Source organism: Brevibacterium sp. NPDC049920 (assembly GCF_040656435.1).
Taxonomy (GTDB): domain Bacteria; phylum Actinomycetota; class Actinomycetes; order Actinomycetales; family Brevibacteriaceae; genus Brevibacterium; species Brevibacterium pityocampae.
Map to the genome: position 1 here is coordinate 342,527 of NZ_JBFAMF010000001.1, position 24,200 is coordinate 366,726.

Sequence of the window (24,200 nt, forward strand, 5' to 3'; positions counted from 1 at the left end):
CCGCGTAAAGGTTCCGGCAACCCCGCTCCCCGGTCACCTCAAGCCCCCGGTTCCTCAGGCCCCCAGCACGCCCCGGGCCAGTGCACCCGCGAGGCACCGGAGAGCACCCCGCGCGGGGCCAGCGAGCATCGTCCTGACATAAACCGCCACTGTATTGGCACAATCCGTCACCGGCATGACCGAGAAACACCATTCGTGATCTCTTTGTGACCCAATCCACAGGCTGGAAACCCTCTACCCGTCAGTCATATTCTGCGCCCGTTCCTAATGTGGAGATCATCCACTTGCGGATGCACAGCACCCGGATCCGGTCGCCGCACACCCCTGGCGGCAGGAGACCCCGACAGATCAGGAGACATCCATGACCGTCCTCGACCGTGGCTCAGTCGAAGACCAGCTCAAGGCTGCACCGACGTCCAATGAGAAGGTCCTGTCCTTCGTCCGCTCCGTCGCCGAACTCGCGACGCCCGACCGCATCGAGTGGGTGACCGGCGACCGCGCACAGCGCCAGGAGATCGCCAACGCGCTCGTCGCCGCGGGCACGCTGATCAAGCTCGACAAGCAGAAGGACTCCTACTACGCCGCCTCCGACCCGGACGATGTCGCCCGCGTCGAGGACCGGACGTACATCTGCACCCACGGGGAATCCGGCGCCGGTCCCCTCAACAACTGGATGGACCCGCAGGAGATGAAGGGGATCCTGAACGATCTCTTCACCGGCTCGATGAAGGGTCGGACGATGTACGTCATCCCCTTCGTCATGGGCCACGTCGACGCCAAGCAGCCGATGTTCGGCATCGAGGTCACCGACTCCCCCTACGTTGTGCTCTCCATGCTCGTCATGGCCCGCTGCGGGACCACCGCACTCAAGGCGATCGAGAAGCTCGATGCCGACTTCGTCGAGTGCGTCCACTCCGTCGGCGCCCCGCTCGCCGAGGGCGAGGACGATGTGCCGTGGCCGTGCAACACCACGAAGTACATCACCCACTTCCCGGAGGACCGCGCCATCTGGTCGTTCGGCTCCGGCTACGGCGGCAACGCCCTGCTCGGCAAGAAGTGCTACGCGCTGCGCATCGCCTCCGCGATCGCCCACGACGAGGGCTGGCTCGCCGAGCACATGCTCATCATCAAGCTCACCAACCCGGAGGGCGAGTCGAAGTTCATCGCCGCCGCGTTCCCGAGCGCCTGCGGCAAGACCAACCTCGCGATGATCGAGCCGACGATCCCCGGCTGGAAGGCCGAGACCCTCGGTGACGACATCGCCTGGATGCGCTTCGGCGAGGACGGCCGACTCTACGCCGTCAACCCGGAGTTCGGCCTGTTCGGCGTCGCACCGGGCACCGGCTACTCGACGAACCCGACCGCGATGCGCGCCATCGAGGCCGGCGGCAACGTGTTCACCAACGTCGCCCTGACCGATGACGGCGACGTGTGGTGGGAGGGCATGACCGACGAGGCACCCGCCCACCTCACCGACTGGCGCGGCAACGACTGGACCCCCGAGTCCGACACCCCGGCCGCCCACCCGAACTCGCGCTTCTGCACCCCGATCGAGAACGTTCCGACGCTCGCGCCCGAGTGGGAGAATCCGGACGGCGTGCCGATCTCCGCGATCCTGTTCGGCGGCCGCCGCAAGACGACGATGCCGCTCATCACCCAGACCACCGACTGGAACCACGGCGTGTTCATGGGCACTGTGCTCTCCTCGGAGACCACCGCTGCCGCCACCGGCAAGGTCGGCGTCGTCCGCCGCGACCCGATGGCGATGCGCCCGTTCATCGGCTACAACGTCGGCGACTACTTCCAGCACTGGCTCAACATCGGCGCCACCGAGGGCGCGCAGCTGCCGGAGATCTTCTACGTCAACTGGTTCCGCCGGGACGAGGACAACTCGTTCCTGTGGCCCGGTTTCTCCGAGAACTCACGCGTCCTCAAGTGGATCTTCGAGCGCGTCTCCGGCACCGCCGAGGCCGTCGAGACCCCGCTCGGCTACGCGCCGGCCGAGGGTGCCCTCGACATCGACGGGCTCGACATCACGCCCGAGCAGGTGCAGAAGGCCCTCGCGATCAAGCCCGAGGAGTGGGACACCGAGCTCGAGTCGATCGAAGCCTGGTACGCGGAGCTCGGCGATGCCGTCCCCGCGGCCCTCCGGTCCGAGGTCGACGAACTCCGCGAGCGCCTCGGCCTCGCCTGATCCGCATGGGTGCGGCACGGCGCCGCCCCGGCGTGAGTCCTGCAGACCGAAGCGGGTGCTGTCCTTGAGCCAGGACAGCACCCGCTTCTTCTGCGTCTCCGGGAGCGAGTCGGTGCTACCCGGCCCCCGGCTCCGCCTCGGCCGCGATCACTGCGAGCACGCGCTCGACGATCGCGCCGGCGCGCTCACCGGTCATGAAGTCGGATTCGACGACCCGGGCGACCGCGATCCCGTCGCAGACCGCGAGCACGGTCTCGGCGGCCTCCGCCGGCGCCGGATGTCCGGGGTGCGCGAGACCGACGAGACGCGCGAACGCTGCGCGCAGCTGCGCCCATCCCGCGCAATGGATCTCCGCAAGAGCAGGTGACACCCGGGCGAGCCCGACGAAGTCGAGCCAGACACCGGCCATCGCCCGATCCTCGTCCCGTTCGATCGCGAGCATTCCGGCGAGCTCCCGGAGCACGTCGCACGCCGAGGCGCCCTCGGCGACGAGCTCGCCGACGCCGGCGGTCACGTTCGCGGAAATCAGCTCCATCGCCGCCTCGAGCATCTCGTCCTTCGTCCGGAAGTGATGCTGCACCGCGCCGACCGACACGCCTGCGCGCTGTGCGACCGCGCGCACGCTCGCGCGCTCGATCCCGGAGTCGGCGATCACCGCGATGATCGCCTCGACGATCCGCGCTCTGCTCTCGGTCGTCATCGTCCTCGCCTCCTCCCGTCGCCGTGCCGTCGGCCCCGGCCGAACTGCGGGGCGGCGTCCGTCGGCACACCGGTGCGGACACCTGGACGACACCGACAATACAAGTGTATTGCACAATGGGCAATACACTTGTATTGTCAGTCCCATGACGCACTCCCCTCACCCCGACATCCCCTCATCACTCCCCTCTTCGCCCGCCGGCGGGCACCGTCCCGAATCCCCCTCCCCTGCCGGGACGGGAGCCGCCGGCGGCGCGACCGGTCGCCGGACGACGGCGGCGCGGATCGGCGGTCTCGACATCGCCCGCGGCATCGCCGTGCTCGGCACCCTCGGCACGAACATCTGGCTCTTCTCCCATCCGGCGGGCATGCTCGGGTCGCTCCTCGATCCCTTCGCCGGACTCAGGCCCGGCGCGGAGACGCTCGCCTACCAGCTCCTCAGCACGCTCACCAACGGCAAGTTCCTCGCGCTGCTCATGATGATGTTCGGCATCGGCGTCACCCTCCAGTACGCCGCCTGGCAGCGCCGGGCCGCGCGGGCCGAGGACCGGCCGGGAGAGGGAGTGCGCCGCCGCGGATGGCTGCGCACCTACGCCCCGCGCGCTGCGCTGCTGTTCGTCGACGGCCTCGTCAACTTCCTCCTCGTCGCCGAGTTCGACATCCTCATGGGGTACGCCTTCACCGGCTTCGTCGTCGCCGCGATCATCGCGACGAGCCCGCGCACGGCCCGGATCTGGGCCTGGATCGCAGGCGCCGTCCACACTGCTCTCATCCTGCTCCTCAGCGCCTCCCTCCTGCTGTTCCCCGAGGCCGCCGGCATCGCCGACGGCAGGCCGGCGGACAGCGCCGCCGCCTGGCCGCTGTGGAACGGGATCAACCCCTACCGCGAAGCGGGCTTCTTCGAGCTCGCGCTCTTCCGCCTCGACTACGCGGTGATGTTCCGGGCGGAGCCGCTCCTTACCTTCGCGATGGGCGTGTGCCTCTTCATCGTCGGAGCACGGCTGTACGACGCCGGGATCTTCGACTCGGCCGGTGCCCGCCGACGGCGCCGCGGGATGCTGCTCGGAGCCGCGGCCGTCCCCGCGGACGTCGCGCTCGGAGTCATCGGCAGCCCGGCCGCGGTCCTCGCCCAGCGCTATCTCACCGCCACCCTCGTGGCGGTCGGGCTGCTCGCTCTCATCGCGCACCTCACCGCACCGCGCGACGGCGCCGCAGTCGAGCGCCCGCGCACCGGGATCCCGGGAGCCGGCCTGTTCGCGGCGGTCGGACGCATGTCCTTGACGTGCTATGTGGGCCAGAACCTCGTCGCCGGCGCACTGTTCTACGGCTGGGGGCTCGACATCGCCGGCCGCTTCCCGGACCACCGGCTGCTCCTCAGCGTGGGCGGGTTCGCCGTCGTCCTCGCCATCATGGTGGCATTCATCCTCACCTGGCAACGGTGGGTCACCGGTCCGGCCCGGCGCGGGCCGCTCGAGTGGCTCAGCCACGCGGCGCTCGAGCGGCTGCGCTGACTCACGGCCGAGGCGAGTGCGAAGGGTTCAGATGTCGTCGGCGGCGACGGGGCCACCCTCGTTCTCCCAGCGCTTGAGCGACCGGGCCTTCGATGCGTTGTGTTTGAGGCGCACGCCCACTCCTCGCTTCTCGTCCTCGGGGATGAAGACGGCGCCGTAGTGCTCGAGCGCGCGCTGCAGGCGCTCGGTGGACGCAGCATCGATGCTGTGGTGGCCGTACTCGAAGCCGTGGATCTGCCCCGGTTCGAGCCCGGCTGTCTGCGCGATGTTCTCCAGGGACACCTCGACCAGCGCTCGCGCAGCTCGAGCCTGGTCCGGCGTGATCTGCGAATTGTGCGTATCCATGACTCCAGCATGACAGAGGCACCCCGATCTGCACCCGGCAATCCTGTGACAATGCGCGACACCGCGCACTCCCGCGCCTGGACCCGCCCCGGCCCGCGCGGGGATCCGCAGTCATGCCGGTGACCGCGCCGCCCCCGGGCGACGCCTGGACACCTCTGCTTTCGCGCGTCCCTGCGCCGATAACGAAACGGCCGCATCTCGACCCAACCCTGTACATATTGTTCAACGATCCATACAGTGGCAGGCGACGCAGTGCGGTGGATCACATCCGAGGCATGACCGCGCTCCGTGCCGGATCACCGGATCCGCAGATCGGTTACGAACAGATCCGCAGGCCGTACATGACACACGAGACACGAGCACAGGGACGAGGAAGCGCGCCATGACCGACAGCCACCCGTCCGAGGAACCCCGGGGCCAGCAGGCCGCCGGAACGCCGACCGGCGAGGAGCGGGACACGCACGGTCAGGGCGCCCGCGACGCCGGTTCACCCGGTTCCGGTTCACGCAGCGCCGCCTCCCGGGTGCGCGACGGCAGCCGGCGCACGGCGGTGCTCGGCGCGATGTTCATCATGGCGACGAGCTCGATCGGCCCCGGCTTCATCACCCAGACGAGCGTCTTCACCGTCCAGCTCGGAGCCGCGTTCGCATTCGCGATCCTCATCTCGATCCTCGTCGACATCGCGATCCAGCTCAACGTCTGGCGCGTCCTCGGGATCACCGGCCTGCGCGCGAACGAGCTCGGCAACACCGTGCTGCCGGCCTGGGCTGGGTGCTCGCCGCGTTCATCTTCATCGGTGGGATGATCTTCAACATCGGCAACATCGGCGGCACCGGGCTGGGCCTCAACGCGATGCTCGGCCTCGACCCCAAGATCGGCGGGGCGATCTCCGCGGTCCTCGCGATCCTCATCTTCCTGTCCAAGCGCGCCGGGCTCGCGCTCGACCGGATCGTCGTCCTCCTCGGCGCGATCATGATCCTCCTCATGATCTACGTCGCGATCGTGTCCGCCCCGCCGGTGGGTGAGGCGCTGAAGAACACGGTGATGCCCGAGCAGGTCGACTTCCTCGTCATCACCACCCTCATCGGCGGCACGGTGGACGGCTACATCACCTTCGCCGGTGCGCACCGGCTCATCGACTCCGGCATCAAGGGCCCCGAGCACTCCGGCACCATCACCCAGGCCTCGGTGCTCGGCATCATCACCACCGGTGTCATGCGCACGCTGCTGTTCCTCGCGATCCTCGGCGTGGTCGCCGGCGGCACGGCCCTCGCGGGGGACAACATCGCCGCCGACGCCTTCCGGGCCGCGGCCGGCGAGATCGGCCTGCGCGTGTTCGGCGTGGTGCTCTGAGCGGCCGGCCTGACCTCGGTGATCGGCGCCTCGTACACCTCGGTCACCTTCATCACCGAGCAGACGGTGAGCCCGCGGATCCGCAACTGGATCACCGTCGCCTTCATCGCCGTCTGCGCGATCCCCTACCTCGTGCTCGATCAGACGCCGCAGACACTGCTGATCTTCGCCGGCGCGGTCAACGGCCCCATCCTGCCGATCGGCTTCGCGCTCGTACTGTGGGTGGCGTGGCGCCGCCGCGACCTGCTGCAGGGCTACCGGTACCCGGTGTGGCTCGCGGTGATCGGCACGCTGACCTGGCTGCTGACGATCTACCTGGGCTGGCGCTCGCTCGAGGGCATCGCCGCCCTGTGGGCGTGAGTCCGATGCCGCAGCCGGACCAGCACTCGCACCCCGACCGCCCTGCCGCCGAGGCGAACGCGGACACCTCCGCCCTCTCCCCGGCCGAGGCGCGCGCCCGGTTCCGCGCCGGGCTCGTCACACCGACGTCCGGGTACAGCGCGGGATTCGCGCAGGCGAACCTCCTCGCGGTGCCGCAGGAATACGCCTTCGTGTTCCTCCTGTTCGCCCAGCGCAACCCGAAGCCGTGCCCCGTGCTCGGTGTGCTCGAGGCCGGTCAGCTCTCCTCGGAGCTGCTCGCCGGGGGCGACATCCGCACCGATGTGCCGCTCTACCGGGTGTACCGGGACGGGGAACTCGCAGCGGAGGTCCCGGATATCCGCGAGCACTGGCGCGACGACCTCGTCGCGTTCCTCATCGGCTGCTCATTCACCTTCGAGTCCGCGCTGCTCGACAACGGGGTGCCGGTGGCGCACATCGAACAGGGCGTCAACGTGCCGATGTACCGCACCCGGGTGCCGGCGGCACCGGCGGGCCGGTTCTCCGGTCCGCTCGTCGTGTCGATGCGCCCGGTTCCGGCCGCGCAGGTCGCCGACGCGGTGCGGATCACCTCCCGGCATCCGGCGGTGCACGGGGCGCCGGTGCACGTGGGTGATCCGGCGGAGTTGGGGATCACGGACCTCGCCCGGCCCGACTTCGGGGATCCGGTGGAGATCGCGGACGGTGCGGTGCCGGTGTTCTGGGCGTGCGGGGTGACTCCGCAGGCCGCGGTCATGGAGTCGCGGCCGCCCCTGGCGATCGCCCACGCGCCAGGTCACATGCTCGTCACCGATGCCCGCGACATCGCCTACCAGGTCCCCTGACCACTCAATTTCAGAAGGTTCCTGAGCGCGTTTCCGCGATTCTTCGCAATGTCACCACCCGCCGAGGCGCCCGCTCGGCCCCACAACCACCGTCGCCCCACCATCACCGTCGCCCCAGCACCACCGTCGGCCCAGCATCACCGTCGGCTCGGCTCACCGACCGCACGGCCCTCAGCCGCCGCATTCCCCATCATCAGGACCGGCGCCCCGTCCGTTCCCCGCGAGCAGCACCAGCTCCCGCAGCAGGTCCGCTCACCGCAGCAGGTCGGCGAGGCGGTCGCCGGTGCGCATGATCATCGTCCGCAGCAGCCCGGCGGCCTCGGCCCGCTCGCGCGCCTGCAGCAGTCCGACGACCTGCCGGTTCTCGTCGACGTAGGGCGCGTGGAAGTCCGGTTCCGCGGCGAGCACCCGGACGAACACGAGCCGCATCCGGGCGAGCAGCCGGGCCATGGTCTCATCGAGCGCCGGCGAGCCGAGCCCGGCGACGATCTCGCGGTGGAACCGCTGGTTCGCGTCCGCCACCGCATGCCGATCGCCCCGGCCGCGCGCCTCCTCGGTCGCGGTGACGATCTGGGAGAGCAGCCCCACGTCGAGGTCGCGGCCCCACTGGAGCGCCGCCGGTTCGAGCGCGGCGCGGGCGCCGTAGATGTCGCGCACGTCCGCGATCCCGGGGCTGCTGATGAACACTCCGCGGTTGGGAACCCGGGTGATGATCCCGTCGCCGGACAGCGCGGCGAAGGCCTCGCGGAGGGTGTTGCGGGACACCCCGAGGGTCGCGGCGAGCTCCTGCTCGTTGACCTTCTCCCCCGGCTCCCACAACCCGGCGGAGATCCGCTCACGCAGCGCGGTGAGCGCGTACTGGCGGGCGTTCAGGGAGGGCCCCGGCTGTGCGGACATGCCGCTCAGTGTACGACCCGCAGCGCGGGCCCGTCCGGGCACATCATTCAGCTGCTGATCGTCGCGAGGACCTGGCCCTCGCTCACCTCGTCGCCGGCGGAGAGCTCGGCGAGCGCCACGGTGCCGGCGGCCGGGGCGACGACCGGGGACTCCATCTTCATCGCCTCGATGACGGCGATCTCGTCGCCGGCGGCCACCTCGGCGCCGTCCTCGACGCTGAACCGCACGAGCGACCCGGTGTACCCGCACGTCACCTCGGCACCCCCGGATCCCGCCCCTGAAGCGTCCGCTCCCGCGAAGCCGTCCGCATCGGATCCCGTGCCCGAGGCGCCCGCCTGCCCGGCACCGCCCGTTCCGTCCCCCGGCCCGCCGGCTCCCGCGGCGGCGCGGAGCACCTCGGCGGGGAGGACGAGTTCGTGGCGCTTCCCGTCGAGCTCGATGGTGAGGCGGGTGCGCTCGGCGTAGGATTCCGCGACGTCGTCGCCAGCTGCCGCGAGTCCCGGCTGGTACACCGTCTCGATCCAGCCGGTGTGGACGTCGAGGGAGTCGCCGGTGAAGTCGGGGTGGTCGACGACGTCGCGGTGGAACGGGACGACGGTGCGCACCCCGGTGATCTCGAGCTCGGCGAGCGCATCGCGGGCGCGGGCGAGCGCGATGTCGCGGGTGGGGCCGTGGACCACGAGCTTGGCGATGAGCGAGTCGTAGGAGCCGGGCACCGCGGAGCCCGAGCGCACGCCGGAGTCCACGCGGATGCCGGGACCGGTGGGTGCGGCGAAGGCGATGACGGTGCCGGGCGCGGGGACGAAGCCGTGCGCGACGTCCTCGGCGTTGATGCGGAACTCGAGGGCGTGGCCGGACGGTTCGGGGTCCGCGCTCAGCGACAGCGGCTTGCCGGCGGCGATCCGGAACTGCTCGGCGACGATGTCGACCCCGGTCACCGCCTCGGTCACGGGATGCTCGACCTGGACGCGGGTGTTGACCTCGAGGAATGCGATCGTGCCGTCCTCGGCGAGGAGGAACTCGACGGTGCCGGCGCCGACGTACCCGGCGCGCGCACACACGTCACGGGCGCCGTCGACGATCCGGGAGTGCTGCTCGGCGGTGAGGAACGGGGCGGGCGCCTCCTCGACGAGCTTCTGGTTGCGTCGCTGCAGGGAGCAGTCGCGGGTGCCGAGCACCACCGTGGTGCCGTGGGTGTCGGCGAGGACCTGCGCCTCGACGTGACGGGGGCGCTCGAGGAACTTCTCGACGAAGCACTCCGCGCGGCCGAACGCCGCCTGTGCCTCGCGCCCGGCCGAGGCGAACGCCTCCTCGATGTCCTCGACCTCGTTCACGACCTTGAGGCCGCGGCCGCCACCGCCGAAAGCGGCCTTGATGGCGATCGGCAGGCCGTGCTCGGCGGCGAAGTCGCGGGCGGTCTGCCAGTCCTCGATCGGGTCGTCGGTGCCCGGCGCCAGGGGTGCGCCCGCCTCGGCGGCGAGCCGACGCGCGGTGACCTTGTTGCCGAGCAGGTCGATGGTGTCCGGGGACGGGCCCACCCAGGTCAGCCCGGCGTCGATGACGGCGCGGGCGAAGTCGGCGTTCTCGGACAGGAAGCCGTAGCCGGGGTGGATGCAGTCGGCCCCGGCGCGGGCGGCGATGTCGAGGAGGGCGGGGACGTTCATGTAGGTGTCGGCCGCGCTCGTGCCCGGCAGCGCGTAGGCCTCGTCGGCGATCTCCGCGTGGAGGGCATCCGCGTCGAGCTCGCTGTAGACGGCGATCGAGCGGATGCCGAGGTCGCGGGCGGCGCGAGCGATCCGCACGGCGATCTCACCGCGGTTGGCGATGAGCACGGCGGTCAGCGGGGCGGGGGCGCGGGTCATGAGGGGTCCTCGGGGTCGTCGTTCGGGGTGGCGGTGTCGGGTCGGACCGGGTGAGCGGCTGCCGGCCCGGCGGCCGCAGCGGAACCGGTCGCGGCCTCGGCACCGGCAGGGTCTTCGGAACCGGCGGCGGCCTCTGGCCCGGTGGCGGCGAGCGGGGTGAGCGTGATGGGGTCCACGGGGGTGAACGTCACGGCGCTGCCGGGCGGGAGCTGGCCGGCGATGTCGAGGTCCTCGGCGACGACGGTGGCGATGACGGGGTAGCCGCCGGTCACCGGGTGGTCGGCGAGGAACAGCACGGGGTTCCCGTCGGGCGGCACCTGCACCGCACCGGTGATCATCCCCTCGCTCGCGAGCTCACCGTCGCGGGAGCGGGTGAGCGGCGCGGCGCCGTCCCCCGGCTCGAGGCGCAGGCCGATCCGGTTGGACCGGCCGCTGACCTGCCACGGGACCTGCGTGAAGCGGGCCTGCTCGGCGGCGTCGAACCAGTCGGCGCGCGGTCCCATGATGCAGCGCAGCACTGCCCGCTCACCGGTGACGCGCAGCGGGTTGGGTGCGGGTGCGGCGACCGCGGCGATCGCTCCGGTCTCCGGTTCGGGTGCGTCCGCAGGCAAGGTGCCTGCCGAGGTGGCGTTCACCGGGGCACCGGACACCGAGCCGGTCGCCGGTGCGGGCTCGCCGCCATTTCCGGCGCCGGCCGGTCGTGGCCGGTTGCGCACGCGCAGGGTGTCGCCGGTCCGGACCGGCTCGGGGCCGAGGCCGGAGAGCAGGTCGGTGGCGGCCGAGCCGAGCACGCGGTGGGCGGCGAATCCGCCGCGCACCGCGAGATAGGACCGCATGCCGAGGCGCGGGCCGCCGACCGTGAGCTCGTCGCCGGTCCGCAGCAGGAGCGGGTGGGCGAGCGGGTGCCGGCGCGGGTCCCCGGCTCCCGAGGCGCGGCCGGGCGCGACGGTCAGCGGCGCCTCGGCCCCGGTGACGGCGACGACGGTGTCGACGAGTGCGGTGACCCGCAGCCCGCCGATCGATTCGAGGACGGCGGAGGCTCCGCCGTTGCCGACGAGCCGGTTCGCCGTCCACGCCGAGGCGCGGTCGAGCACACCGGAGGAGGCCACACCGAGGTCACCGTAACCGGCCCGCCCGAGGTCCTCGATGAGGGTGAGCAGTCCGGCGTCCTCGACCCGGAGCACGGGTCGGCCGGGTGCCGCGGGTGCCGGCGGAACGGCGGGCCCCGGGTCGGGTGCGTCCCCGGAGGTGGCGTCAGCGGAGGAGGCGTCACCGAGGGGACGCCCCTCGGCTTCACCGTCGAGGCCGGCCTTCCCCGCGAACCCGGCGGACTCGGATCCCGCCCCACCGGCGGACCCGACCCCCGCCTCGGCGGTGGGGCGCACGGCCCGGTAGCGCACGGTGTCGCCGGGGGCGATGAGAGCGGGAGGGTCGGCGGACTCGTCCCACATCGGGGTGTCGGTGCGGCCGATGAGCTGCCATCCGCCCGGGGTGCGCCGCGGGTACACGGCGGAGAACTCCCCGGCGAGCGCCACGGATCCCGGCGGGACGGCGGTGCGCGGGGACTCTCGGCGGGGCACGTCCCAGCCGCCCGCGGCAGGGACGCAGTAGGTGAAGCCCGGCGCGAAGCCGCCGAAGGCACCCGTCCAGGTCTCCGCGGTATGCTTCTCGACGAGTGCCTCCGGGCTGAGACCGAGGTGCTCGGCGAGCGGGGCGAGGTCCTCGCCGTCGTAGACGACGTCGAGGGTGATCTCCCGGCCGCCTGTCTGCGCGGAGGTCTCCGACGCGAAGTCGCGCAGGAGCTCGAAGGCCCGGGTGGCGGCGTCCGGGGTGTGTGCGGTGAAGAGCAGGGTGGAGGCGGCGGCGACGATGCCGCGCTGTGCAGGCAGCGGGTCTGCGGTGAGGGCGGCGTGCCAGGCCATGACCGTGTCGAGGTCCGGGAGGTCGACGAGCACCGCACGGGTTCCGACCCGGTGGAGGGCGAGCGCGCCACCGGGTCCGGTCGAGCTCGGGTGGGTGCCGGGACTCGGCCCCGGACCGGAGGGGCTCAGGCCCCGGTCGGAGGGGCTCAGGCCCCGGTCGGAGTCTCCTGGCGGGGTCGGTCCGGCGGGGCTCATAGGAAGCTGCGGATCTCGATGCCGGCGTCCTGCAGGGCGCCGACGATGCGGCGGGCGAGCTCGACGGAGCCCGGGGAGTCGCCGTGCACGCACAGGGACTCCGCGTCGATGTCGATCGTGCTGCCGTCGCGGGCGAGGAGCGTGCGCTCCCGGGCGAGCTGCACGACGCGGGCGGCCACCGCGTCCGGGTCGCTGACCACGGCGTCGGATTCGCGGCGGGAGACGAGCGTGCCGTCGGGGTCGTAGTTCCTGTCCGCGAACGCCTCGCGCACGGCGCGCAGCCCGGCCTGCTCCGCCTTCTCGATCGCGACGGCACCGGGCAGCAGCAGCACGGGGAGCTCACGGTTGAAGGCCTTGATCCCGTCGATGACGGCCTGCGCCTGCTCCTCGTGGTGGACGATCGTGTTGTAGAGCGCGCCGTGGGGCTTGACGTAGGTGACCGCGGTGCCCTTGGAGCGGGCCAGCGCGTCGAGGGCGCCGATCTGGTAGAGCACCTCGTCGGCGAGCTCGGCGGGATCCATGTCGATGAAGCGGCGGCCGAAGCCCGGGATGTCGCGGTAGCCCACGTGCGCGCCCACGGCGACCCCGCGTGCGGCGGCCGCCTCGACGGTGCGGGCGATGTCGTGCGGATCGCCGGAGTGGAAGCCGCAGGCGACGTTGGCGCTCGACACCACCTCGATGATCGCGGCGTCGTCGCTCACGGGATTGCCGCCGACGGATTCGCCCAGGTCGGAGTTCACATCGATGGCGGTCATGATCATCATCCCTCTCGTCGGGCGGTGAAGGCTGCCCGTGATTGTTGAACAATCCTAGCGCGGAATGAGGCGTGCGTCACGGGATCGGGTCACCGGCGCCGAGGTGCCGAGGTGCTCCATAGCCTGGAAGCTTGACCGCATCCCCACATGAATACCCGGACAGTCCTCGAGCGCATGCTCTACCTCGCGGTCCCGTTCGGGTTCTTGATCAGCGCCGGGCTCCTCGCGATCGCCTGCCGCTCGGCGTGGGCCGCGGTCGGCATCCACAGCGGCTTCCATGTGGCCTCGGCCATCAACCTCGCGCTCGGCCGCCCCACCGCCGACGGGCCCGGCATGTGGCTCACCGCCGGCCCTGCACGTCATCGTCAGCGTGGTCGTCGCGCTGCTCATCCCCCGCAGCCGCTGGGCCGAGGCCGGGGAGCTCAGACCGTGCGGCCGTTGCACCTCATGAATACTCAAAACCCCCGGCGATCCTCTGATTCCAGAGAGTCTCGGGGGTCTTGCGAAAAACGCGGAGCCGGTGGGATTTGAACCCACGGTCCCCAATTCAAGGGACTCCACCTTAGCAGGGTGGTGCTTTCGGCCGCTCAGCCACGACTCCATCTGCCGCGCCGCGCGCGACCGACACAAGACTACTCGACCCGGTCCCGAGGCGCCAAAGCGATCACGGACCGGCCCGCCTTCTCCCGGGCCCCGACCGCTCCTCGATCCGCACCTCAGCCACTGCCTCACGCAGGACCGCACCTCCCGCACCGCGGCAGGGCACGACGGTGCCGCGCCTTACCGCGCCCGCACGTCCACCCCGCACCCACCGGGATTACACTGTTCCCACAGAGTCGGGCCGTACACTCGGGCTTCGACCATTGCACTGTTGTCGACCGTCGCACGTTCCCAGCCGGGTCGGGCTCCGCTGAGCCCCGCCCGCCGCGGGTGCCTCTCCGGCGGCGATCCAGCCCCACGAGGAGTCCGCACTTGGCGCAGAACGACACCGGGAGCCCCGACCAGCGCCCCGACAGCGACCCGTCGACTCCCGCCTCGTTCCGCGCATCCAAGCGCCCCCGCCTGCGCGGCGACTCCCAGGCCTCCGGGCGCCCGACCCTCTCCGGCTCGTCCACGCCCGAGGCGCGCCGCCGCTCGACGCAGGGCTCCCCCGCCCCTGCCGGCGGGTCCGATGCTCCGTCTGCGGCGTCACGGGACACCGCACCGAGCACTCTGCCGCCCCTGCCGGCGACCCGGCATGCCAACGCCCAGCGGCGTTCCGACTCCCCGCGCCACTCCACCCAGGTGAAGAAGAGGTGGCCCCGCAGCCCGGAGGCGAAGCGAGCCGCCGGTCCCGGCGCGGCCGCAGCTGCCGGCACTGCAGCCGGCGCCGGAGCTGCCGCTGGAACCGCTGCAGGTGCCACTGCGCAGGCCTCCGGCGCTGCCGTTGCCGGCAGTGCGGCAGGTCCTGCGGCAGCAGCCGCAGGCGCTGCTGCGGCCTCCCCCCGCCGCGCTGCCCGGGCGGCGGACGCAGCCGGTACCTCGCGAGCGGCCGGCACCTCGAGAGCAGCCGGCACCCCAGCCCCCCACTCACGCGACACCTCGCGGTCAGCACCGGATCGCGGCGACGCGTCCGCCCGAGCCCGCGGCACCTCGCGCACGGCTCCGCTGTCCGCGTCCCTCGCCGCGGCCGCCCGCGAGGAGAATCCGAGCCCGCGGCGCTCGAACCGGCGAGGCGACGGCTTCCCCCACATCGTCGGCTGGACCGCGCTCGGCACTCTGATCCCCGGCCTCGGCATCGTGCAGGCCCGCAGCTCGCGTCTCGGCTGGGGGCTCTTCATCGGCTTCTTCGGCGTCATCCTCGCCCTCATCGCCTACGTCATCTACCGCGGCCCGCTGCGGGCGGCGAGCCGGATCGTGTCGAGCCCCAACCTCCTCAACATCACCGCGGTGCTGCTCGCCGTCGCCGCAGTCGTGTGGCTTGTCGTCATCCTCCGCACCTACCGGGAGCAGCGCCGCGGCAGAGCCCTGCGCGCCGGCCAGAAGACGCTCGGCGCGATCCTCGTCACCTCCCTCGTCCTCTGCGTGGGGATCCCCCTTGTGGTCGGAGCGAGCTACGCCCGCGTACAGAGCGACACCGTGGCGAAGGTGTTCGGCAACACCGGCGCGGCCGTCGTCGACAAGGACGAGCTGTGGGCGGACACGCCTCGCATCAATGTCTTCCTCATCGGCAGGGACACCGGTGAAGGCCGCGAGGGCACCCGCCCCGACACCATGCTCGTCGCCTCCATCGATACGAGGACCGGGGCGACGACGCTGATCTCCGTCCCGCGCAACCTGGCACTGCCCGTGTTCCCCGAGGGTTCGCAGCTCGCCTCGGTCTTCCCCGACGGATTCAACGCCTTCGGGTACTCGGAGAGCATGATCAACGCCGTGTGGACCTGGGCCGAGGAGTACCCCGAGCAGGTGGGCGACACCGGAGGTCTCGAACCCGGGATGTACGCGACCATGCAGGCGGTCGAGGGATCGCTCGGGCTCGGGCTCGACTACTGGGCCTCGGTGGACATGAAGGGATTCGAGGACGTCATCGATGCGATCGGTGGAGTCGAGATCGATGTCGAACGCCCGATCCCGATGGGCGGCGGCACCAGCCTCGCTACAGGTGTGAAGAACGAGGTCTTCGACTGGATCGCTCCCGGCCCGCAGACGCTCGACGGGTTCCAAGCGCTGTGGTACGTCCGCTCGCGCGAGGGCAGCGACAACTACGACCGGATGTGCCGCCAGCAGCGCATGCTCAAGACGACGATCGCCCAGATCGACCCGCAGGAGATCGCCGTCGCCTACCCGCGGCTCGCCGGCAGCGCGGGAAAGAACATCGCCACGAGCATCCCGCAGGAGCAGGTCAACGCCTTCATCGAGCTGGCGGTCGCGATGCAGCAGTCGGAGATCAAGTCCGCCCAGATCAACAACGACGTCGTCAACACCACGCAGCCGGATTTCGACACCCTCCACCAATGGGTGCAGGATCAGGTCGATCCTCAGGAGCCGAGCCAGGCCGAGGAGGATGCCGCTGAACCGGCTCCGGAGGAGACGGAGAAGCCGGAGGAGGCGGAGAAGCCGGAGGAGACGGAGACGCCGGAGGAGACCCCTGAACCCACCGAGGAGCCGCCCCCCGGTGTCGAGGACTCCGCCGGCAAGTGCTTCCCGAAGGGTTACGAGCCCGGCGACCCGTGGCCGGGGTATCCGGGGAACCCCGACGCCCCCGCGGGCACCGAGCAGGGAACGGGTGCGGGCGCCGGCACCGGAGCCGGTCAGTGACGGACGAGGCGCCCTACCGGATCGCGATCATCGGCGCCGGGCCGCGCGGCCTGAGCGTGTACGAGCGGCTCGTCGCTCTCGCCTCGGCGAAGGGCCCCGAGGCGCTCGCGCAGCGCCCCCTCGAGATCCACCTCGTCGACCCGTTCCCTCCGGGACCCGGCATCGTGTGGCGCACCGACCAGGAACCGAACCTGCTGATGAACACGACGATAGGCGAGCAGACCGTGTTCCCCGACCCGAGCTGCCGGGTGTCGCCGGACTCCACCGGTCCGGACATGGGCACGTGGTACCGCGAGCGCGGCGGGACGGCCGACCCGGCGAGCACCTTCGGCTCCCGGGCGCTCTACGGCGAGTACCTCGAGTGGTCCTACGAGCACATCCGCACCTCCGCCCCGGCCCATGTCACCACGATCCACCACCCGCAGCGGGCCACCGCGATCGTCGAGCCCGCGGGGATCGATCCGGCCGGCGCCGAGGTGCGCGATCGGACCCAGCTCGTGCGCCTGACCGACACCACCACGATCGCCGCCGACGCCGTGGTCCTGGCCGTCGGCCACATCCCCTCCGAGCTCACCGACGAGCGTGCCGCCTTCGCCCGGTTCGCGCGCTCGGGCCGCCTGACCTACCTTCCCCCGGGTCTGCCCGCCGAGGCGCCCGTCGACCGCCTGGCTCCCGGTGAGCGTGTGATCTTCCGCGGCTTCGGACTCAACTACTTCGACCTGCAGACGATGCTCACCGTCGGCCGCGGCGGCCGGTTCGAACCGCGGGAGCCGGCCCGCGCCGGGAGCACGGGCGCCGGCGATGCCGGGGATACCGAGGATAACGGGAATGACGGGAACGACGCCTCGGGCTCCGGCGCGGCACCCGGCGCACTCGTCTACATCCCCAGCGGCCGCGAACCGATCCTCGTCCCGTCCTCGCGCCGCGGGGTGCCCTACCGGAGCAAGCCGATCACCCCGGCCCATCCGCTCGCCGACCACCGGCTGCGCGCCTTCACCCCGGAGAACGTCGCACGCCTGGCCGGCCCTGAGGAGGCGCTGCTCTTCAACGACCAGCTGTGGCCGCTCATCCTCGCCGACCTCCGCCACGCCTGGTACTCCGCGCTCGCGCGCTCCGAGCCGCAGGCGTTCGCCACCGACCCCGGCCGCGTCACCGAGGCGCTCGCCGAGGGCGTCGACCGGCATCTGAGCCGCCGCGCCGCCGCCGAGGTCCGCGAATCCGATCACCGCCCCGGCCGCCTGACGAATGCGTCACCGGCCTGGTCGGCGATCGAGCGCGAGGTCCTCGCCGATCCGTCCCGCGCCCTCGACCTCCACGAGCTGCTCCGTCCCCTCGAGGGCGCGCGGTTCGCCTCCCGCTCGGGCGGGCACGGCTCCCTCACCGAGTGGATGCTCGACTTCCTGCGGGCAGACCTCGCCGCAGCGCACCTCGGCCCCGAGCGCTCCCCGGAGAAGGCACTGTTCGCCGTGCTGTGGGCCGCGCGCGCCTATCTCAAGGAGCTCGTCGCCGCCGGCCGGATCGCACAGGAGAGCTTCGTCGCGGAGGTGCGCGGCTGGTTCGAGGACTTCGTGTCCGGCATCTGCGATGGCCCGCCGCCGCAGCGCTACGCGGAGCTCATCGCGCTCACCGAAGCCGGGCTCGTCGAATTCGTCGGGCCCGAGGTGCGGATCACCACCTCGCGCGCGGACGAGCAGGCGGTCTTCCGCGCCGTCTCGCCGGCCGTCGACGCCCCGGTGACGGCCTCCGCTCTGGTCGATGCCGCCTCGCCGGCCAACCAGGTGCGCTACGCCGCCGACCCGCTGATCTCCGGGATGCTCGAGCGCGGTCAGCTGGCGGTGGCGACGCACGAGGATTCCAGCGGACGGGTGCAGCCGCTCAGCGGCATCGCCGTCGCAGGGCCCTCCCACCGCACCGTCGATGAGCACGGTCGGGTGCACCCGCACCGGTACTGCCTGTCGATCCAGCTCTCGGCCGTGCAGCTGGGGCTGGCGATCGCGGCGAACCCGGGACGGCGGGCGCAGTCGCTCGTCGACGCCCACCGGATCGCCGAGGATGTCCTCGCGTCCGCCCGCAGCTGAGGCGCACGGCGCCAGACCGGTCGGGGGCCTGCGGGAGCGGGGCTGCGCCTGAGCAGCCCGGCCGCATCTGAGCATCATTGCAGAACTGCAGAACTGCAGCATCTGAGGCTCTTCGCAGTCGTCGACCTGCCGTTACCGCTCGAACTGCCACTTCTGCTCGGTCTGACCATCGACCTGCCACTTGTGCTCGATAATCCGGGTCGTATCGGAGCACAGATGGTAGGTCGACGAACGCGTCGAGCACAGATGGCAGGTCGATGACGCGGGCACTGCCGCCCCGAGCACTGATGTCCCGGAGACGATCGCTCTGAGCACTGTCACTCCCGGTCACGACCGCGTGAGACCTCGATATCCGAAGGTTCCGCTCTCAGGAACCTTCGGATATCGAGGTGTCAGGCGGGGACGAGGCGGGAGGCCTGGCCGGCCGTGAGCGTCCGCTTCCGGGCCACCGCGATGATCGCCGCGCCGGTGCCGATGACGAACCAGCCGAACAGTCCGGCCCACGCCGCCCCCAGGCCCGGCGCTCCGGTGGCGATCGCGGTGACCCCGTCGAAGGCCGGGGTGAGCGGCAGGAACGGTGCCACGGCCTGGAAGAAGTCCGGCGTCGCACCGAGCGCCCGGCCGGCGACGGCGAGCACGACGAGCGCCACCGACACGAAGCGACCGACCCCGCCGAACCAGGCGACGAGCGCGTAGTTCACCACCATGAATACGATCCCGGCGAACATCGCGAGCACGAGCAGCGCGGTGAGATCGAAGAAGTGGAGCTCGAGCACGATCTGCCCGACGAACGTGAGGATCACCGCCTGGATGACCGCCACGAGCAGCCCCGGCAGCAGGCCCCGGGCCATGATCGCCCACGACGGCTTCGGGGAGGTCACGGCGGTCGCCGACACGGCGCGCACGACGGTGTAGGTGATGAGCGCACCCAGCCACAGCGCCATGACGAGCAGCAGCGCGATCGTCGAGGCCTGCGAGATCGAGCCCAGCAGCCCGTCGTCGGCGGCGACCGGCTCGGACACCGCTTCGGCGAGCGCATCGCGCTCGGGCGCGGTGTAGGACGGGATCTGGTCCTTGCCCTCGTCGAGGCCGTCGGCGAGCTGGCGGGTGCCCTCGGCGAGCTCGCCGGTGCCCTCGTCGAGCTCCGTCAGACCGGTCGCCAGGTCGCCGGCTCCGGTGGACAGCTGGCCCACCCCGTCGGTGTAGGCGCTGAGCCCGGTGGTGAACTCCCCGGCCCCGGCGGACAGCTCGTCGGCGCCGTCGGCGAGCTGACCGGTGCCGTCGGCCAGCTGCCGGGCGCCCGAGGCGAGCTCACCCGTGCCGTCGGCCAGCTGGTCGGTGCCGTCGGCGAGCTGGGAGGCGCCGTCGGCCGAGGCGCCGATCCCGTCGCTCAGGTCCCCCATGCCGTCGGCGAGCTGGTCGGTGCCGTCGGCCAGGCCCGAGGCGCCCTCGCGGAGCTGCCGGGAGCCGTCGAGGAGCTCATCGGAGCGGTCGGTGAACTCGGCGAGGCCCTCGACGAGCCCGGTGAGCGCGGCGCCGAGTCCGGAGGCGAGCTCCTGCACCCCGTCGTCGAGCTGGGAGGCCCCGTCCTCGAGCTCGTCGAGCCCGGAGTTGATCGACTGCCCGGTCCGCGGGTCCTGCTGATCGAGTCCCGCCGAAGCGCCCTCGAGCGCGCCGGCGGTGCCGGAGAGCAGACCGGTGACGAAGGCGCGCTCCGTCCCGGCGCACACCTCAGGCGCTGTGCCCTTGGGGCACAGCTGGGCGCGGGTGGCCTGCGCCTCGGATTCGGTCATGAGACCGGCGGCGACGAGGTCGTCGAGACTCGTCGCGGAGCCGGCGAGGTTCCCGGCGGCCGCCGCCTGGTCGTCGAGGCCCTGCTGGTACTCCCCGAGTCCGTCGTTGATCCCGGCGACTCCGTCGGCGAGCTGCGAGGAGCCGTCGGAGAGCTCGTTGAGGCCGTCCGTGAGGTCCTCGATCGACCCGTCCTCACCACCGGTGTCGAACTCGCCGAGCTGGCGGACGAGCTCATCGATGCCGCCGGTGTACTCGTCGACGCCCTCGGACAGCTGGGAGGCGCCGTCGGCGAGCTGCCGGGTCTGATCCGGCAGGTCCGCGGTCTGATCCCGCATCTGGCCGAGCCCGTCGGACAGCTCATCAGCGCCATCGGCGAGCTCGCCGGCGCCCCCGGCGAGCTCTTCGGTGCCGTCGGCGAGCTCGTTCGCACCGCCGGACAGCTCACGTGCTCCGGTGGCGAGGCCGCCCGCGCCGTCGGCGATCCCGTTCGCCCCTTCGACCAGCGGGCCAGAGCCGGCGTCGAGCTGCTCGGCGCCGTCGGCGAACGCGGTCGCGCCCTCGGCGGCGTCCCCGGTGCCCTCGGAGAGATGCTCGGTGCCGTCGGCGATCTCGCCGGCGGCGTCGGCGACCTCGCGGAACTGCTCGCCTATGTCGTTGAAGCCCAGGTAGATCTTGTCGAGGTACTGGGAGGTGAAGCCGGTGTTGAACTGGGTCCGGGCGACCTCGGCGATCGCCTGCCCGATCGTCGCGTCGGCGAGCGGGGACACCTGGGAGGAGGTGACGTCGATGGTCGCCTGGCGGGCGAGCAGCGGGTCGTCCTCGCCGCTCGACATCACGGCGCGGGAGAACCCCTCGGGGATCGTGATGACGGCGGCGTACTCGCCGCTGGCCAGGCCATCGGCGGCGTCCGCGTCGTCGGACAGCACCCAGTCGAGGTTGTCCTCCTCGGAGTCGACGAGCCCGGCGGACAGCTGTCGGCCGAGCGGCACGGTCTGGCCGTCGACCTCGGCGCCCTCGTCGTTGTTGACGACAGCGGCGCGCACGGAGTCGAGCCGGTCGTTCGCCTGCCAGGCGGCGAACACGAACCCGGCGGCGATGATCACCGGGACGAGGATGAGTCCCAGGATCGAGAGCCAGGTGACGGGACGGCCGGTGTCGGCGCGTTCGAACAGTGCCATCAGCGGGTTCCTCCGATGAGTTGCGCGTGGTCGGTGTCGCCCCGGGAGCCGTCTGCCGGCCCGGGGGCGTCGGGGCCGGCGGGGCGGCCGCCGGCCGGTCCGGATCCTCCGCGGCCGGCCGACGCGCCGGGCGCGGAGTCCGGGGCGCGGCGGTGGTCGTCGAGGTCGAGGAAGGTGTACGAGGTGCGTGCCGGGACCATCCAGTCCGCCTGCGGGTGGCTGACCGCGAGCACGACGGCGGAGCCGGCGTCCACCGCTGCGGCGACGAGCGCGGTGACGAGGCGCGCGGACTCCGGGTCCGCGGGCTGGTCGGCGCGATCGACGACGAGCAGCGCGGGCGGGTCCTGGGCGAGTGCGCGCAGGCGGGCCGGACCGGCGGTGAGCGCGGGGTCGGCGGCGCTCACGACGACGAGCGGGGTGCGGGAGCGGACGCGGCCGGCCTGCTCGGGCATGACCTCCCGGCCGATCTTGAGCTCGCCGCGGTCGAGCGGCAGCCGGCCGGACAGTGCGAGGAGCAGGTGGCCGGACCCGCGACCGGTGGCGACGAGCACCTCGCCGGGCAGGAGCGCGACGTCGACGCCGTCGAACAGCGGGTCGGAGCCGGCACCGGCAGCGTCGAGGCCGAGCCCTTCGCCGTACACGCGGTACGGGGAGTCCGGCTGCGGCCAGTCGCGCAGCGCCACCTGGTGGAAGAGCCCTTCGCCCTCGACGTCGAAGTGGGGCATGATCCGCTCGAGCCACTTCGGCAGCCACCACGCACGGTCCCCGAGGAGCGCCATGACGGCGGGCACGAGGGTCATGCGGACGATGAACGCGTCGACGAACACGCCCACGGCGAGCGCGAGCGCGATCGACTTGATGATCGCCTCGCCCACGGGCACGAAGGCGCCGAACACCGAGATCATGATGACCGCGGCCGCGGTGACGACGCTCGCCGAGCCGAGGAAGCCCTTGCGGACCGCCTCACGTGCGCCCGCGCCGTGGACGTAGGCCTCGCGCATGCCGGAGACGAGGAACAGCTCGTAGTCCATCGCGAGGCCGAACAGGATGCCCATGAGGATGATCGGGAGGAAGCTGATGACCGGTCCGGTCTGCGCGACGCCCATGATCGACGACAGCCAGCCGTCGTGGAACACGAGGACGACGACGCCGAACGCGGTGACGACGCTGAGCAGGTAGCCCACGGTCGCCTTGATCGGCACCCAGATCGAGCGGAACACCATGGTCAGCAGGATGACGGAGAGGCCGACGACGAAGATGCCGAAGGGCAGCAGAGCCTTGCCGAGCTGGTCGGACACGTCGATCGCGACGGCCGTGTAGCCGGTGACCGCGGTGTCGAAGCCGTAGTCGTCCTCGATCTGCGGGGCGAGACCCCGGAGGTCCTCGACGACCTGGTTGGTGCGGTGGTCGTCGGGCGCGAACTCGGGGATGATCTGCACGATCCCGGTGTCGGCGGTCCGGTTGGGGGTGGCCATGACGACGGAGTGGACGCCGTCGACGGCCTCGATGTCCTCGGCCAGGGACTCCATGTCGCCGAGCGGGTCGGTGGAGGAGATGATGCCGGCCGTCATGACGAGCGGGCCGTTGAAGCCGGGCCCGAAGTTCTCCTCGATGAGGTCGTAGCTCTCCTTCGCGGGCGTCCCGGCCTCCGCCCCGCCGTTGCCCGGCAGGGCGAGCTCGAGGCGCTGGGCGGGAATCGCGAAGAGGCCCAGGCCGACGATGATGATGACGACGGTGAGCGCCGGGACCTTCGTCGCGACGGTCTCCCAGGCGCCGAACAGCCGCCGGTCGAGGCGCGGCTTCTCGGTGCCGTCGCGGCGCGCCTTCCGGGGCTTGGGCCGCAGCTTCTCCCCGCCGAAGCCGAGCAGGGCCGGGACCAGGGTGACGGCGATGAAGACGGCGATCGCGACGGTGATCGCTGCGGCCACGCCCATCACGGTGAGGAAGGGGATGCCGGCGACGCTGAGGCCGACGAGCGCGATGATCACCGTGGTGCCGGCGAACACGACGGCCGAGCCCGAGGTGGCCGTCGCCCGGGCGGCGGCCTCCTCCGCGGAGTGCCCGTCTGCCATGAGGTCGCGGGCCCGGTAGATGATGAAGAGCGCGTAGTCGATGCCGACGGCGAGGCCGAGCATGAGGGCGAGCATCGGGGTCGTCGAGTTCACCACGAAGAAGCCGGTGGCGAGCACGATGAGGACCATGCCGATCGCGACACCGAGGATCGCGGTGACGAGAGGCATGCCGGCGGCCCGCAGCGAGCCGAGGGTGAAGAGGAGGACGACGAAGGCGACGACGACGCCGACGGCCTCGACCCAGGACAGGTGCACCCCGGTGACGCCGAACAGCTCACCGCCCGGGGAGGCCTGGGTGCCCTCGGGCAGGTCCGCGACGAGGGCGTCGGTGGCCTCGGCGAGGGCGTCCTTGACCGGGTCGCCGAGCTCGGCGACCGCGCCGTCGTACTGGATGTTGACGAGCGCGGCCCGGTCGTCGTCGGAGATCACGCCCTCGATTCCGTCCATGAACGGCGAGGTCGCTGAGTTGACGGAGTCGAGTTCGCCGAGGTCGTCGGCGAAGTCCTCGAGGGCGCTGCGGTAGGGCTCGGCGGTGATGTCGTCCCCTTCGGCGGCGACGACGACCACCTGCGCGGCGGTGCCGCTGACCTCGGGGAAGGTGAGGGCGAGCGAGTCGAGTGCCTGCTGCGACTCTGAGCCGGGCAGGGTGAAGTCGTCGTCGAAGTCACCGGCGAGCAGGCCGGCGAGGCCGCCGAGCACGACGAGCAGGGCCACCCAGATCGCGGCGACGGTCTTCCGGCGCCGGAACGCGGCCCGCCCGAGTTCGTAGAGAAAAGAGGACACGACACCACTCTCGATACGGAAATGTATTGGATACAGTTGTGTATTATTCTGGGCCGGAGGCCG

General features: G+C 71.7%; 13 protein-coding genes, 1 tRNA gene and 1 pseudogene. 6 read left to right on the plus strand and 9 right to left on the minus strand.

Going from position 1 to position 24,200, the window contains the following annotated elements; genetic code table 11:
• The first annotated feature begins 361 nt into the window (after positions 1-361).
• The gene (locus tag AB0I45_RS01575) at positions 362-2,194 is read left to right on the plus strand and encodes a phosphoenolpyruvate carboxykinase (GTP) (RefSeq protein WP_295688913.1); all 1,833 of its coding nucleotides are present in this window, start codon (positions 362-364) and stop codon (positions 2,192-2,194) included.
• Positions 2,195-2,309: 115 nt separating this feature from the next.
• On the opposite strand, the gene AB0I45_RS01580 is transcribed toward AB0I45_RS01575, so the two are convergent.
• The gene (locus tag AB0I45_RS01580; RefSeq protein ID WP_295690567.1) at positions 2,310-2,894 is read right to left on the minus strand and encodes a TetR family transcriptional regulator C-terminal domain-containing protein; all 585 of its coding nucleotides are present in this window, start codon (positions 2,892-2,894) and stop codon (positions 2,310-2,312) included.
• Between the two features lie 145 nt (positions 2,895-3,039).
• On the opposite strand from AB0I45_RS01580, the gene AB0I45_RS01585 reads away from it, so the two are divergent.
• Entirely contained in the window at positions 3,040-4,404 is a 1,365-nt protein-coding gene (locus tag AB0I45_RS01585) for a DUF418 domain-containing protein (RefSeq protein WP_345030296.1), read from the plus strand.
• Between the two features lie 27 nt (positions 4,405-4,431).
• Here AB0I45_RS01585 and AB0I45_RS01590 read toward each other — a convergent pair whose 3' ends face one another.
• Complete coding sequence (locus AB0I45_RS01590; RefSeq protein ID WP_137318164.1) at positions 4,432-4,749, minus strand: XRE family transcriptional regulator; 318 nt, start codon at positions 4,747-4,749, stop codon at positions 4,432-4,434.
• 523 nt (positions 4,750-5,272) lie between these two features.
• Here AB0I45_RS01590 and AB0I45_RS01595 point away from each other — a divergent pair.
• Together AB0I45_RS01595 and AB0I45_RS01600 are read left to right on the plus strand one after the other, a co-directional pair.
• A pseudogene (locus tag AB0I45_RS01595) lies at positions 5,273-6,462 on the plus strand (NRAMP family divalent metal transporter).
• Positions 6,463-6,467: 5 nt separating this feature from the next.
• Positions 6,468-7,304 (plus strand): putative hydro-lyase, encoded by an 837-nt coding sequence (locus AB0I45_RS01600; protein ID WP_360316302.1) that lies wholly within the window; start codon positions 6,468-6,470, stop codon positions 7,302-7,304.
• A gap of 252 nt (positions 7,305-7,556) precedes the next feature.
• Here the strand turns inward: AB0I45_RS01600 and AB0I45_RS01605 are convergent, their stop codons facing one another.
• The 5 genes from AB0I45_RS01605 to AB0I45_RS01625 form a co-directional block, all read right to left on the minus strand.
• The gene (locus AB0I45_RS01605; RefSeq protein ID WP_360316305.1) at positions 7,557-8,201 is read right to left on the minus strand and encodes a GntR family transcriptional regulator; all 645 of its coding nucleotides are present in this window, start codon (positions 8,199-8,201) and stop codon (positions 7,557-7,559) included.
• 47 nt (positions 8,202-8,248) lie between these two features.
• Complete coding sequence (locus AB0I45_RS01610; RefSeq protein ID WP_360316308.1) at positions 8,249-10,063, minus strand: biotin carboxylase N-terminal domain-containing protein; 1,815 nt, start codon at positions 10,061-10,063, stop codon at positions 8,249-8,251.
• Positions 10,060-12,180 carry a carboxyltransferase domain-containing protein gene (locus tag AB0I45_RS01615; protein WP_360316311.1) on the minus strand — a complete coding sequence of 707 codons (2,121 nt, stop codon included), beginning with the start codon at positions 12,178-12,180 and terminating at the stop codon, positions 10,060-10,062. The genes AB0I45_RS01610 and AB0I45_RS01615 overlap by 4 nt, the downstream gene beginning before the upstream one ends.
• Positions 12,177-12,935 carry a 5-oxoprolinase subunit PxpA gene (locus tag AB0I45_RS01620; RefSeq protein ID WP_265808848.1) on the minus strand — a complete coding sequence of 253 codons (759 nt, stop codon included), beginning with the start codon at positions 12,933-12,935 and terminating at the stop codon, positions 12,177-12,179. The genes AB0I45_RS01615 and AB0I45_RS01620 overlap by 4 nt, the downstream gene beginning before the upstream one ends.
• 512 nt (positions 12,936-13,447) lie before the next feature.
• Positions 13,448-13,536: transfer RNA gene (locus AB0I45_RS01625), tRNA-Ser, on the minus strand.
• Positions 13,537-13,907: 371 nt separating this feature from the next.
• On the opposite strand from AB0I45_RS01625, the gene AB0I45_RS01630 reads away from it, so the two are divergent.
• Positions 13,908-16,232: an LCP family protein gene (locus AB0I45_RS01630; RefSeq protein ID WP_360316314.1), complete on the plus strand. Its 2,325-nt coding sequence runs from the start codon at positions 13,908-13,910 to the stop codon at positions 16,230-16,232.
• A complete protein-coding gene (locus AB0I45_RS01635) occupies positions 16,229-18,310 on the plus strand; it encodes an FAD/NAD(P)-binding protein (RefSeq protein ID WP_360316317.1) in 2,082 nt (693 codons plus the stop codon). The genes AB0I45_RS01630 and AB0I45_RS01635 overlap by 4 nt, the downstream gene beginning before the upstream one ends.
• Positions 18,311-18,702: 392 nt before the next feature.
• Here the strand turns inward: AB0I45_RS01635 and AB0I45_RS01640 are convergent, their stop codons facing one another.
• Positions 18,703-21,282, minus strand: coding sequence for a YhgE/Pip domain-containing protein (locus AB0I45_RS01640; RefSeq protein ID WP_360316320.1), 2,580 nt, complete (start codon positions 21,280-21,282; stop codon positions 18,703-18,705).
• A complete protein-coding gene (locus AB0I45_RS01645) occupies positions 21,282-24,137 on the minus strand; it encodes an MMPL family transporter (protein WP_360316323.1) in 2,856 nt (951 codons plus the stop codon). Before AB0I45_RS01645 ends, AB0I45_RS01640 begins: the two co-directional genes overlap by 1 nt.
• Positions 24,138-24,200: the final 63 nt, after the last annotated feature.

Excerpts from the sequence above, each read along its gene's own strand:
- AB0I45_RS01575 (WP_295688913.1), top strand. The coding sequence starts at position 362 with ATGACCGTCCTCGACCGTGGCTCAGTCGAAGACCAGCTCAAGGCTGCA.
- AB0I45_RS01580 (WP_295690567.1), bottom strand. The coding sequence starts at position 2,894 with ATGACGACCGAGAGCAGAGCGCGGATCGTCGAGGCGATCATCGCGGTG.
- AB0I45_RS01620 (WP_265808848.1), bottom strand. The coding sequence starts at position 12,935 with ATGACCGCCATCGATGTGAACTCCGACCTGGGCGAATCCGTCGGCGGC.
- AB0I45_RS01585 (WP_345030296.1), top strand. The coding sequence starts at position 3,040 with ATGACGCACTCCCCTCACCCCGACATCCCCTCATCACTCCCCTCTTCG.
- AB0I45_RS01605 (WP_360316305.1), bottom strand. The coding sequence starts at position 8,201 with ATGTCCGCACAGCCGGGGCCCTCCCTGAACGCCCGCCAGTACGCGCTC.
- AB0I45_RS01610 (WP_360316308.1), bottom strand. The coding sequence starts at position 10,063 with ATGACCCGCGCCCCCGCCCCGCTGACCGCCGTGCTCATCGCCAACCGC.
- AB0I45_RS01640 (WP_360316320.1), bottom strand. The coding sequence starts at position 21,282 with ATGGCACTGTTCGAACGCGCCGACACCGGCCGTCCCGTCACCTGGCTC.
- AB0I45_RS01615 (WP_360316311.1), bottom strand. The coding sequence starts at position 12,180 with ATGAGCCCCGCCGGACCGACCCCGCCAGGAGACTCCGACCGGGGCCTG.
- AB0I45_RS01600 (WP_360316302.1), top strand. The coding sequence starts at position 6,468 with ATGCCGCAGCCGGACCAGCACTCGCACCCCGACCGCCCTGCCGCCGAG.
- AB0I45_RS01590 (WP_137318164.1), bottom strand. The coding sequence starts at position 4,749 with ATGGATACGCACAATTCGCAGATCACGCCGGACCAGGCTCGAGCTGCG.